The following is an 11,762-nucleotide window of genomic DNA, read 5'->3' as shown; positions in this document are numbered from 1 at the left end:
ACCATGATCTTCACCGCAGTGCAGTGGCGCACCAACCGCTCGAGGGACCTCGTCGAATGATCCGCACGTCGCGCACCTCGCGCCTGCTCCGCCTCGCCCCCGCCCGCGAGACGGCGGCCGCCTACGCGTTCCTCGCGCCGAACCTGCTGATGCTCGGGCTGTTCGTGTTCGTCCCCCTGGGCGGCGCGTTCCTGATCGGCTTCCAGCGCACGAACGGCTTCGGCGACGGCGTCTTCGTCGGGCTCGACAACTACGCGCGGCTGCTCGGCGACGGCCTCTTCTGGCGCTCGACGCTGAACACGGCGCTGTTCACCCTGATCGTGACCCCGCTCTCGATGGCGCTGGGCCTCGGCGCGGCGGTGCTGATGAACTCGGTGCTGCCCGCGCGGCCGGTGTTCCGCAGCATCCTCATCCTGCCGATGGCGGTCTCCGGCGTGGCGACGGCGCTGATGGGCGTGCTGATCTTCGACGAGAACAGCGGCGTGCTCGACGGCATGCTCCAGACGATCGGCCTCCCCCGCATCGCCTGGCAGTCCGGCGGAGCGGCGGCCTTCGCCTCCGTGGTGCTCGTCACCCTGTGGTGGCGCACCGGCTTCAACATGCTGATCTACCTGGCGGGGCTGCAGGGGGTGAACCCGGCGCTCTACGAGGCGGCCCGGCTCGACGGAGCGAACGCGTGGCAGCAGTTCCGCCACGTGACGCTGCCGCTGGTCGGCCCGTCGTCGTTCTTCCTGCTCATCCTCAACGTCATCTACTCGTTCCAGGTGTTCGACATCGTCTTCGTGCTCACCGGCGGCGGACCGCAGAACGCGACCTCGGTGCTCGTGACCTACGCCTACGACACCGGTTTCGTCACCCGCGACCAGGGCTACGCCGCGGCCATCGGCATCGTGCTGCTGATCCTGACCATGATCTTCACCGCAGTGCAGTGGCGCACCAACCGCTCGAGGGACCTCGTCGAATGATCCGCACGTCGCGCACCTCGCGCCTGCTCCGCCTCGCCCTCGCCCTCGCCGTCTCGGTGGTCATCGTCTTCCCGCTGTACTGGATGGTCGTCGTCGCGTTCTCCTCGCGGTCCGAGCTGCTCGGCGGCACCCTCCGCCTCTGGCCGCGCGAGCTGACGCTGGTGAACTTCGAGCGCGTGTTCTCGTCGTTCCCCGTAGCGACCTGGTTCGGCAACTCCCTCGCGATCAGCCTGGTCACCGCGCTGATCACCGTGACGATCAACCTGCTCGGCGGGTACGCCTTCGCGCAGCTGCGGTTCCGCGGATCCGGAGTGCTCTTCCTCCTGGCCCTGTCGACGCTCACCCTGCCCGTGCAGGTGATCATGGTGGCGCTGTTCCGGCTCGTCACCGACCTCGGCCTCTACGGGAGCTACTGGGCGGTGATCCTGCCGACGGCGGCCTCGGCGTTCGGGCTGTTCCTGGCGCGGCAGTTCATCCTCGCGATCCCGCGGGACCTGATCGAGGCGGCCCGGATCGACGGCGCCGGGCACTTCCGCGTGTTCACGGCCATCGTCCTCCCCCTCTCGAAGCCGCTCATCGCCGTGCTCTTCTTCATGTCGCTGCTCGGCTCCTGGAACGACTTCGCCTGGCCGCTCATCGCCCTGAAGGAGAACGCGCTGTTCACGCTCCCGATCGGGCTGCTCTTCCTCCAGGGGCAGTTCGGCAGCGACTACGGAGCGACCATGGCGTTCGCCCTGGTGAACGTCGTGCCGATGGTGGTGCTGTTCCTGGTGTTCCAGCGCTACTTCGTGCAGGGCTTCGCGCGCAGCGGCCTCCGCTGACCTCGCGGCGGGGGGGTGCGGATCGGTGCGCTGAGCGGCCATTCGTCCCCCCGTCCGGGGCCGGGAGTGTCAATCCCCCCGTTCCGCCGACCCGGCCGGCGCCGCCCCGCGGTACCGTCGTCGCAGGCGCCCACCTCGTGCGCTCCGGAGCGCACCGTTCGAGCGGAAGGCGGGATCGCCATGAGTACCGTCGCCGCGAACGCCGCCCAGCAGAAGGTGGCCGGCCGCTACTACCTGATCGAGCGCATCGGCTCCGGCGGGATGGGCTCGGTCTACCGGGCCCGCGACGAGACCGTGCAGCGCGAGGTCGCCGTGAAGGTGTTCCGCGCGGAGGCCTCGAACCCCGAGGACGTGGCCCGCCAGGAGCGCGAGGTGCGGATGCTGAGCTCCTTCGCCCACCCCGGCATCGTCAATCTCTTCGACGCGGGGCTGCACAACTTCGGCGGCGAGGTCCGCCGCTACGTCGTGATGGAGCTCGTCGCCGACCCCACGATGGAGGCGCGGCTCGAGTCCGGCCCCCTCCCGGCGGCGGAGGTCGCGGCGATCGGCACGCAGCTCGCCGAGGCCCTGGCCTACCTGCACGAGCGCGGCGTCGTGCACCGCGACGTCAAGCCCGCGAACATCCTGGTCAGCGAGGTCGCCTCCAGCGGCTACGCCCGCACCGCCAAGCTCACCGACTTCGGCGTGGCCCACTTCATGGACGGCTCCCGCCTCACCAGCGACGGCGTCGTGATCGGCACCGCGAGCTTCGTCAGCCCGGAGCAGGTCGCGGGCGAGCCGATCAGCGGAGCGAGCGACGTCTTCTCCCTCGGCCTGGTCCTCCTCGAGGCGATCACCGGTCACCGCGAGTACTCGGGCACGGTCCTCGAGGCGGCGATCGCCCGCCTCCACCGCAGCCCCTCCGTGCCCGACACGCTGCCGGCGGAGTGGCGGGCGCTGCTGACCTCGATGACGCAGCGGGACCCGGAGAAGCGGCCGACCGCCGACGAGGTCGCGCACCGGCTCCGCGGCGGGATGACGACGGGCTCGGCTTCGGGCGCGCCGACCGCCTCGGACTCGCGCGCGGCACGGATCCGGCGCTCCGTGATCATCGGCTCGAGCGTGGTCGGCGTCGGCGCGATCGCGGCGCTGTCGTGGATGCTCGGAGCGCTCGCCGGTCGCTGACCGTTCGGGCGCGGGGCCCTAGGCCTCGCCGGGGAACGCGGGACGGAGCACGATCCTCGTCCAGGCGCCCACGTAGATCCGGTCGCCCTCCTCGACCTCGCGGCGCTGACCGGCGGCGATCGGCGACTGCGGGAGCGCAGCCCCGGCCGGGGCGAGGTACGTGCCGTTCGCCGACTGCAGATCCTCGACCCACCAGCGGTAGCCGTCGGTGCTCAGCTGGCAGTGGCGCCGCGAGACACCGGAGTCGGAGCCGCAGTCCACCTGCGGCGAGATGCCGCGGGAGACGGACGGGCGGCCGACGAGCAGGGTGCGCTCGCGGAGGACGACGGTCGCGGGCGGGCCGGGCGAGGGCATGGGGTCGTCGGCGCGCTGCTCGGCGTACCACTCCGGGTCGACCCAGAGCTCGGCGATCCACGGGCGGTCCGGGTCCGCGGAGGCGGCGGCGGGGTGGGCGGAGCCGGTGGCCGGCGCGGACGCGGACTCCTCCTCTGATGCTGAGGCCCCGGGTGCCGCGTCGGGGGCTGCGGCCTCGGGTGCAGGGGCCTCCGGGATCACCTCGGTCGGCGGAGCGGCGGGCGGCGCGGTCGCGACGGGGGCGTCGAAGCCGGCCTCCTGCTCCGGAACCAGCTCGGTGGGAGCCGCGGGATCGGCCTGCGGCGCGGGCGCCTCGCCCAGGTGCTGGGCCGGGTCCCCCGACGGCGTCGCGGAGCCGCCGACCTCGCCCGGAGCGCGGACGGCGCCGGAGGAGGTGAACGGATCGGCCTCGGGGAGGGAGCCGGTCGTGAAGTCGTAGCCGCAGTTCTCGCAGAACAGGGCGCCGGGCTCGTTCGGGAACGAGCAGTGCGGGCAGACCGAGGGGCCGGTCGGGATCGCGGTGGTCGGCGCGGCGGGGGCGGGCGACGGGGCCGCAGCGGCACCGATGGGCGCTCCGCAGACGTCGCAGTAGTCGCCGGACTGCGAGGTGTGCTCCTCGGGGCAGCGGAAGCTCACTTGCGCACCCGCGTGGTCTTGGTCGACGCGGTGTCCAGCGCCATCTCGTCGAGGCGGTCCACGCCGCGCTTGAGCCGCACGGTGCCCTCGTTCGGGTTGTCGATCTCGACGACCTTCCGCAGCTTCGCGGTCGCCTCGTCGTTCCCGGTGACGGAGGCGAGCTGCACCGCGCGCCCGAGCTTGACCGTGGCGGTCGCCTCGTCGCCCCGCGCCTTGGCTGCGAGCCCGTCCTGGATCGCCGAGGCGAGCTCGGTCTGGCCGGTGTAGTGGGCGACGGCGGGGTCGATGCGGGCGGTCAGGGCGGAGTCGTCCGTCCAGCGCGCCTTCACCAGGGCGGAGGCGACCACCTCGTCGCGCACGCTGAGCTGCACCCGCGCGGCGAGCTGCTCCGAGCCGACCGGCTTCGACGCGACCCGCACCGCCACGTGGTACTCCCGCGACTCGTCGCCCCAGGCGCCGGTCGGGTAGGCGCCGGTGAGCGGGTTCACGGCGTTCCGCCGGGAGCTGAGGTCCTCGAGGTTCGGCGCGACCTGGCGGACGAAGAGCAGCTGCGCGCCCTGCGGAGTCCAGACGCGGAGCTCGCCGTTGGCGACTCCCCGGCCCATCGACGCCCGCATCAGCGACTCGAAGTCGGCGGCCATGTCGGCCGGGTTCGCGATCAGGCCCACGGTGCCCAGCAGGGCGCTCGCGATGGTGCGCGCCTCCTCGACGATCCAGCGGGAGCCGACGCCGCGCACGTCGCACTGGAAGTCGCCCGACGCCGCGCGGATCGCCGCGTCCAGCTGCATCCGCGACTCGTGCTCGTTCTTGCCGTCGGTGAGGAGGATCGCGTGCCTCTGCGTCGCCTCCGGCACGGTCGCGAACAGCTGGCGGGCGAGGGTCAGCCAGGTGCCCATCGCGGTGCCGCCGTCGGCCTGGAGGTAGCCGATCGCCTCCTTCGCCGCGGCTCGCGCCCCCGGCTCCATCCGCACCATCGAGACGGTGGCGTTGGGGTACGGGAAGGCGCGGTCGGCGCGCTCGGACCCGGCCACGACGGCGAAGAAGGTGCCGTCCAGGATCTGGTCGACGGCCACGGCGGCGGCGCGCTTGGCGGCCGTCATGTTCTCGCCGGTCATCGATCCGGAGCAGTCCACGATGATGATCTCGGCCGCGGCCCCGTCGGACCCGGCGACCCCCGTGCGGGACGCGGTCACCGTGACGATGGCGTGCACGTCGGTGGCGCCGTCCGAGAGGAACTCGTTCTGGAAAACACTCGCGCTGAACTCCGCCATTCCGGCAGTTTACGGGGACGCCCGGCCCGAGCGGCCCTCCATCGCCGAGGATCGGCCGGGCATCGCGGCCCGACGCCTGCACGACAGCTGTCGGGGCGGGCGGAGGCGGGTCGAGCGCCGCCGGAGCGCCCCCGTCAAGCCCGCCGCGACCGGACGCCGCCGGTGCCAGGGTGGAGCCGTGCCTCCCTGGACCCTCGCCCTCGCCAGCGGCGCCATCGGCGGCGCCACCCTCCTGATCGGCGCCGCGCTCGCCTGGTTCGTGCGCGTGCCCCCGAAGCTCACCGCCGCGATCTCGGCGTTCGGAGCAGGGGTGCTGATCTCGGCGCTCGCCTACGAGCTCGTGCAGGAAGCGGCGGACGACGGAGGACTGCTCCCGACGATCCTCGGCACGCTCGCGGGAGCCGTCGTCTTCGTCGGCGCGGACGCGCTGCTCACCCGCGCCGGCGCGGGGAACCGCAAGAGCGCGAAGGGCTCGGGCGGAGGAGGAGGCGCGGCCATCGCGGCCGGCGCCCTGATCGACGGGGTCCCCGAATCGATCGTGCTCGGCCTCTCGGTCGCCCAGGGCGGAGCGGGAGCGGCGATCAGCGTGCCCATCGTCGCCGCGGTCGCGATCTCGAACCTCCCCGAGGGCCTGTCCTCGACGGTCGGCATGAAAGCCGACGGCCGCTCCGCCCGCTACGTCTTCACCGTCTGGGGCGGGATCGCCGCGATCTCGGCCGCCGCAGCGCTGGTCGGCTTCCTGGTCTTCGCCACCGCACCGGGCGCGGTCGTGGCCTTCGTGACGACCGTCGCCGCCGGCGCGATCCTCGCCATGATCTCGAACACGATGATCCCCGAGGCGTTCGACCGCGACGACGTGCTCACCGGGCTGTACGCGGTCCTCGGGTTCGTGACGGCGTTCGCCTTGCACAGTGCTGGTTAGGACGCCGCTCCCCGCGCGGCGTCCCGCAGTCGGCTCGAGCGCGGGGCCGGGTCCCGAGGAGCGGGTCGCGTACGGCGACGCGGATCCGCTGGAACGCGGATCCCCGGATACGCCTCGCGAGGACGCCGCTGGTTAGGACGCCGCTCCCCGCGCGGCGTCCCGCAGTCGGCTCCAGCGCGGGGCCAGGTCCCGAGGAGCGGGATGCGCACGGCGACGCGGATCCGCTGGAACGCGGATCCCCCGATACGCCTCGCGACGGCGCCGCTGCCTTCGCGGCGTCCCGCAGTCGGCTCCAGCGCGGGGCCGGGTCCCGAGGAGCGGGACGCGCACGGCGACGCGGATCCGCTGGAACGCGGATCCCCGGATACGCCTCGCGACGGCGCCGCTGCCTTCGCGGCGTCCCGCAGTCGGCTCCAGCGCGCGGCCGGGTCCCGAGGAGCGGGACGCGCACGGCGACGCGGATCCGCTGGAACGCGGATCCCCGGACACGCCTCGCGAGGACGCCGCCGCCTGCGGAACGGAGTGCGGTCAGCCGCTGAAGGCGGTGAGGGCGTCGTCGAGGATGCCGAGGCCGCGGGCGACCTCGGCGGGGGTGATGACGGCCGGCGGGACCACGTGGATCCGGTTGTCGGCGGTGAAGGGCAGGAGACCGCGGGACAGCAGGTCGGCCTTGAGGCGGGCGACGGAGGCCGCCGGCAGCGGGGTGCGCGCGGCCCGGTCGGTGACCAGCTCCAGGGCCCAGAACACTCCGGAGCCCCGGACCTCGCCGATCAGGTCGTGCTTCGCCTCGAGAGCCGCCAGGCCGGGGGCCAGGTGCTCCGAGCCGATGGTGCGCGCGTTGTCGACGATCCCCTCCTCCTCCATCGCCTCGAGCGTCGCGACGACGCTGGCCGCGGCGAGCGGGTGGCCCGAGTAGGTGAGACCGCCGGGGAAGACGCGCTCGTCGAAGTGGTGAGCGATCGGATCCGAGATGACGACGCCGCCGATCGGGACGTAGCCCGAGTTGACGCCCTTCGCGAAGGTGATCAGATCGGGGCGCACGTCGAAGGCGTCGAAGGCGAACCACTCCCCCGTGCGGCCGAAGCCCGCCATGACCTCGTCGAGGATCAGCTGGATGCCGTACCGGTCGGCGATCTCGCGGACACCCGCGAGGTAGCCGGGCGGCGGGGTGAGCACGCCGGCGGTGCCGGGGATGGTCTCGAGGAGGAACGCGGCGATCGACTCCGGCCCCTCCGCCTGCACGACGCGCTCGAGGTGGTGGAGCGCGCGCTCGCACTCCTGCTCGAGGCTCTCGGCCCAGAACTCGCTGCGGTACAGGTAGGGCCCGAAGGCGTGCACGTGCCCGCGGGAGTACTCGTTCGGGATGCGGCGCCAGTCGCCGGTCGAGACGATCGCCGCTCCCGTGTTGCCGTGGTACGAGCGGTACAGCGAGACGACCTTGTCGCGGCCGGTGAACAGCCGCGCCATGCGGATCGCGTTCTCGTTCGCATCCGCGCCGCCGTTGGTGAAGAAGACCTTCTCCATGCCCTCGGGCGCCCGCTCGGTGATCAGGCGGGCCGCCTCGGCGCGGGTCTCGTTCGCGTAGGCGGGGCCGACGGTGGTGAGGACGCCCGCCTGCTCCTGGATGGCGGCGACGACCTTCGGGTGCTGGTAGCCGATGGTGACGTTCACGAGCTGGCTCGAGAAGTCGAGGTAGCGGGTGCCGTCGACGTCCCAGACCTCGGCGCCGAGACCGCCCGCGATCGGCAGCGGGTTCAGCGCGCCCTGCGCCGACCAGGAGTGGAACACGCGGGACCGGTCGGCGGCGGTGACCGAGGCGTTGTCGCGGACGGTGGGGGCGGTCGAGGACGTCATGCTCCCCATCGTGCCGCGCGCGCCTCGGAAGCGGGCGTGCGGATCCGTCGATCCGCGGACCCTACGATGGACGGAACGTCGAAGGGAGCCGCGCATGCCCGCGACCGTCCGCGATCTGCTGGCCGAACCGGCCTTCCGCCTCCGCGTGCTCGCCGGCGTCCACGACGAGGCCGACCTCGACGCCCCTCTGGTGTGGGCGCACTCCTCGGACCTCGTCGATCCGACGCCCTGGCTCGAGTCGGGCCAGCTGCTGCTGACCGACGGCGTCCACTTCACCGGGTACGACAGCGCCGAGTTCTCGGAGGAGTACGTCGCCCGGCTGCGCGGCCGCGGCATCCGCGCGCTCGGCTTCGCCACCCGCATCGTGCACGACGAGGTGCCCGCCGCTCTCGTCACGGCGTGCGAGCGCCAGGGCCTGCCGCTGCTGGAGGTGGCGGACCTGACTCCGTTCATGGGGATCATCCGCTTCGTCGCCGACGTGATCTCGCGGGAGCAGCGTGAGCGGCTGGAGTGGTCGCTCGAGGCGCAGCGGCGGGTCGCCCGCGCGGCGCTGCGGCCGGACGGGCTCGCGGCGATCCTCACCGAGCTGGAGCGGCAGCTGGACTGCTGGGTCGCCCTCTACGACGCCGCCGGGCAGAGGGTGCACCTGCCCACCCGGCTCGACGTGCCGGCGGAGGAGGCGGTCGCCGCGGCCGCGAGGCACGCCCTGACCCGCGGCAGCCGAGCGGGACTCCGACTCGACGACGGCGGCGGAGTGACGCTGCAGACGATCGGGCGCCGCGACCACCTGCGCGGGGTGCTCGCCGTGGGCACCGGCACGCCCCTGGACCCGGCGGGCAGCGACCTCGTCGCGAGCGTCATAGCCCTGGCGAGCATCGCGCTGGAGCAGCGGCGCGCGCTGGACTCCTCCCGCCGGCAGCTGCGCTCCGGACTGCTCGAGCTGCTGGCCGCGGGAGCCTTCGACGTCGCCGAGAGCACCGCACGGCGCCTGGGGAGCCCGCTGCCCGCCGAGCCCGTGCGGGTGGTCGTGCTGAGCGCGCCCGTGCACGGCGACTCGCTCCTCGACGAGCTGGAGGTCGTGGCGGAGGAGGACGGCGCGCGCCTGTTCTTCGCCGAGAGGGACGGCTCGCTCGTCGCCGTGGCCGCCGCTGACGGACTCGAGCCGTTGACCGCCGTGCTGGAGCGGCACGGCGCGAGCGCCGGCGCCTCCGCCCCGATCGGCTGGTCCGACCTGGACCGGGGCCTCGAGGAGGCGCGGCGCGCCGCCGAGCGGACGGGAGACGGGACGGTGGTCCGCTTCGAGGACGTCGCAGCAGAGGGGATGATCGGGCTCCTCGCCGCCGCCGGAGCCGCACCGCTCGCCCGCCGGATGCTCGCACCGCTGCTGACCCCGGAGGGAGCCGTGCTGCTCGAGAGCGCCCGCGTCTGGCTCCGCCGCAACGGCGCCTGGGAGCCCGCCGCCCGCGACCTCGGCGTGCACCGCCACACCCTCCGCAACCGCATCACCGCCGTCGAGCGCGCCCTCGGCCTCGACCTCGACGACGTCTCCGCCCGCACCGAGCTCTGGACGGCGCTGCGGCTGCACTCATAGCCGATCTCCTCCTTCGTCGTCGATCGGCCGCGGTCGGCCGGGGAGGGTGGTCGCGCTGGGAAGAGCGGGTCGCGTACCGCGCACGACGATCCGCTCACACGCGGATCGACGGTTGCGCGGTGCTCAAGAGCCTCTCTCCTCCTGCGTCGTCGATCGGCCGCGGTCGGACGGGGAGGGTGGTCGCGCTGGGAAAAGCGGGTCGCGTACCGCGCACGACGATCCGCTCACACGCGGATCGCCGGTTGCGCTCGGCGGTGCTCAGGAGCCTCTCCGGTCGACCGAGCACTTCCCGCCGGCGCGGAGCGCAACCGGCGATCCGCGTTCCAGCGGATCGACGTGCGCGGAACGTTCGACGCCCTCGAGAACGGAACCACCCTCCCCAGCCGACCGCAGGCGATCGACGACGAAGGAGGAGAGAGGCTCACCAGCGCCGCGACTGCGGGCGATCGACGACGCCAGGAGGAGAGAGCCTCACGAGCACCGCGGAGCGCAACCGGTGATCCGCGTCCCAGCGGATCGACGTGCGCGGAACGCACGACGCTCTGCAATACCCGACCACCCTCCCGAGCCGACTGCGGGCGATCGACGACGAAGGAGGAGAGAGCCTATGAATGCTGCGGGAACCCGAGGTTGATGCCGCCGTGGGAGGGGTCGAGCCAGCGGCTGGTGATGGCCTTCTGCTGGGTGAAGAAGCGGACGCCTTCTGCTCCGTGGGCCTTGGTGTCGCCGAAGAGGGACGCCTTCCATCCGCCGAAGGAGAACGTGGCGACGGGGACGGGGATGGGGACGTTGATGCCGATCATGCCGACCTCGACCTCGTTCTGGAAGCGGCGTGCCGCTCCTCCGTCGTTGGTGAAGATCGCGGTGCCGTTGCCGAAGGCGCCGTTGTTGATGAGTGCGACGCCCTCCTCGTAGGAGGCGACGCGGACGATGGAGAGCACCGGTCCGAAGATCTCCTCCGTGTACGCGCGGGAGGTCGTGGGGACCTTGTCGAGCAGGGTCGGGCCGAGCCAGAACCCGTTCGCGTCGCCGTCCACCTCGATGCCGCGGCCGTCGATGACGACCTCCGCGCCGTCCTCCTCCGCGATCGCGATGTAGGAGGCGACCTTGTCGCGGTGCGCCTCGGTGATCAGCGGGCCCATGTCGCAGCCGCGGCGGCCGTCGCCGATGCGCAGCTTCCACGCCCTGTCCTGGATCCTGGTGATGAGCTCGTCGGCGACGGGCTCGACCGCGACGACGACCGAGATCGCCATGCACCGCTCGCCCGCCGAGCCGAAGCCGGCGTTGATGGCGGAATCGGCGACGAGGTCGAGGTCCGCGTCGGGGAGCACCAGCATGTGGTTCTTCGCCCCACCGAGGGCCTGGACGCGCTTGCCGTGGCGGGTGCCCGTCTCGTAGACGTACTGCGCGATCGGGGTGGAGCCGACGAACGAGATCGAGCGCACGTCGGGGTGCTCGAGCAGCCCGTCGACCGCCTGCTTGTCGCCGTTGAGCACCGTGTAGACGCCGTCGGGGAGGCCGGCCTCCTTCCAGAGGGCGCCGAGCCAGATCGCCGGGGACGGGTCCTTCTCGGAGGGCTTCACCACGACGGTGTTGCCGGCTGCGATGGCGATGGGGAAGAACCACATCGGCACCATCGCAGGGAAGTTGAAGGGGGAGATGATCCCGACCACGCCGAGCGGCTGCTTGGTCGAGTAGACGTCGACGCCGGTGGAGACCTGCTCCGAGTACTCGCCCTTGAGGTGGTGCGCGAGACCGGTCGCGAACTCCACGACCTCCTGGCCTCGGGTGATCTCGCCGAGCGCGTCCGAGACGACCTTGCCGTGCTCCGACGTGATCAGCTCGGCGAGCTCCTGCTTCTTCGCCTCGAGGAGCTCGCGGAAGCGGAAGACGATCTGCTGCCGCTTCGCGAGCGACGTGTCGCGCCAGGCGGGGAAGGCGGCCTTCGCGGAGGCGACGGCGGCGTTCACCTCGGCGGAGTCGGCGAGCGCGACCTCCTTGGTCGCGACTCCCAGCGCCGGGTCGTAGACGGGAGCGGTGCGGCCGGACGAGGAGTCGGAGGGAGCCCCGTCGATCCAGTGGCCGACGACGGACAGGGCGGTGGCGGGCTCGGCGATGCTCATGGCGACGACTGTAGGGGCGTGACCACGGCCGCGGGGGTGCCGATCCGTCCAGCGGTGGCGG

General features: G+C 72.8%; 9 protein-coding genes. 5 read left to right on the top strand and 4 right to left on the bottom strand.

Annotated elements, in window-relative coordinates:
- Positions 1–56 precede the first annotated feature (56 nt).
- The 3 genes from C5C10_RS12690 (at position 57) to C5C10_RS12680 (ending at position 2,950) form a co-directional block, all read left to right on the top strand.
- On the top strand, positions 57–965 hold the full coding sequence (locus C5C10_RS12690) for a carbohydrate ABC transporter permease (RefSeq protein ID WP_104329394.1): 909 nt from the start codon (positions 57–59) through the stop codon (positions 963–965).
- Positions 962–1,786, top strand: coding sequence for a carbohydrate ABC transporter permease (locus C5C10_RS12685; protein WP_104233145.1), 825 nt, complete (start codon positions 962–964; stop codon positions 1,784–1,786). The genes C5C10_RS12690 and C5C10_RS12685 overlap by 4 nt, the downstream gene beginning before the upstream one ends.
- Positions 1,787–1,966: 180 nt before the next feature.
- On the top strand, positions 1,967–2,950 hold the full coding sequence (locus C5C10_RS12680) for a serine/threonine-protein kinase (RefSeq protein WP_104223845.1): 984 nt from the start codon (positions 1,967–1,969) through the stop codon (positions 2,948–2,950).
- Positions 2,951–2,968: 18 nt separating this feature from the next.
- Here the strand turns inward: C5C10_RS12680 and C5C10_RS12675 are convergent, their stop codons facing one another.
- Positions 2,969–3,940, bottom strand: coding sequence for an FHA domain-containing protein (locus tag C5C10_RS12675; RefSeq protein WP_104329393.1), 972 nt, complete (start codon positions 3,938–3,940; stop codon positions 2,969–2,971).
- Positions 3,937–5,211, bottom strand: a complete 1,275-nt coding sequence (locus C5C10_RS12670; RefSeq protein WP_104329392.1) for a VWA domain-containing protein — start codon at positions 5,209–5,211, stop codon at positions 3,937–3,939. The genes C5C10_RS12675 and C5C10_RS12670 overlap by 4 nt, the downstream gene beginning before the upstream one ends.
- Before the next feature lie 178 nt (positions 5,212–5,389).
- On the opposite strand from C5C10_RS12670, the gene C5C10_RS12665 reads away from it, so the two are divergent.
- Positions 5,390–6,133 carry a ZIP family metal transporter gene (locus tag C5C10_RS12665; RefSeq protein WP_104223842.1) on the top strand — a complete coding sequence of 248 codons (744 nt, stop codon included), beginning with the start codon at positions 5,390–5,392 and terminating at the stop codon, positions 6,131–6,133.
- Positions 6,134–6,661: 528 nt separating this feature from the next.
- Here the strand turns inward: C5C10_RS12665 and C5C10_RS12660 are convergent.
- Positions 6,662–7,987 (bottom strand): aspartate aminotransferase family protein, encoded by a 1,326-nt coding sequence (locus C5C10_RS12660; RefSeq protein WP_104329391.1) that lies wholly within the window; start codon positions 7,985–7,987, stop codon positions 6,662–6,664.
- Positions 7,988–8,081: 94 nt separating this feature from the next.
- Here C5C10_RS12660 and C5C10_RS12655 point away from each other — a divergent pair, with 94 nt between their 5' ends.
- Positions 8,082–9,578 carry a PucR family transcriptional regulator gene (locus C5C10_RS12655; protein WP_181073457.1) on the top strand — a complete coding sequence of 499 codons (1,497 nt, stop codon included), beginning with the start codon at positions 8,082–8,084 and terminating at the stop codon, positions 9,576–9,578.
- A gap of 605 nt (positions 9,579–10,183) precedes the next feature.
- Here the strand turns inward: C5C10_RS12655 and C5C10_RS12650 are convergent.
- Positions 10,184–11,701, bottom strand: coding sequence for a CoA-acylating methylmalonate-semialdehyde dehydrogenase (locus C5C10_RS12650; protein ID WP_104329389.1), 1,518 nt, complete (start codon positions 11,699–11,701; stop codon positions 10,184–10,186).
- Between the last annotated feature and the right edge of the window lie 61 nt (positions 11,702–11,762).

Origin of the sequence: Rathayibacter sp. AY1A3, from assembly GCF_002930975.1 — a bacterium.
Lineage (GTDB): Bacteria > Actinomycetota > Actinomycetes > Actinomycetales > Microbacteriaceae > Rathayibacter.
The sequence above is the reverse complement of the archived record's forward strand: the minus strand, read 5'-3'. Positions and strand labels throughout refer to the sequence as shown.

What these genes read in the sequence shown, in the direction of transcription:
- C5C10_RS12655 (WP_181073457.1), top strand. Translation starts at nt 8,082, where the DNA reads ATGCCCGCGACCGTCCGCGATCTGCTGGCCGAACCGGCCTTCCGCCTC.
- C5C10_RS12690 (WP_104329394.1), top strand. Translation starts at nt 57, where the DNA reads ATGATCCGCACGTCGCGCACCTCGCGCCTGCTCCGCCTCGCCCCCGCC.
- C5C10_RS12660 (WP_104329391.1), bottom strand. Translation starts at nt 7,987, where the DNA reads ATGACGTCCTCGACCGCCCCCACCGTCCGCGACAACGCCTCGGTCACC.
- C5C10_RS12650 (WP_104329389.1), bottom strand. Translation starts at nt 11,701, where the DNA reads ATGAGCATCGCCGAGCCCGCCACCGCCCTGTCCGTCGTCGGCCACTGG.
- C5C10_RS12685 (WP_104233145.1), top strand. Translation starts at nt 962, where the DNA reads ATGATCCGCACGTCGCGCACCTCGCGCCTGCTCCGCCTCGCCCTCGCC.
- C5C10_RS12680 (WP_104223845.1), top strand. Translation starts at nt 1,967, where the DNA reads ATGAGTACCGTCGCCGCGAACGCCGCCCAGCAGAAGGTGGCCGGCCGC.
- C5C10_RS12670 (WP_104329392.1), bottom strand. Translation starts at nt 5,211, where the DNA reads ATGGCGGAGTTCAGCGCGAGTGTTTTCCAGAACGAGTTCCTCTCGGAC.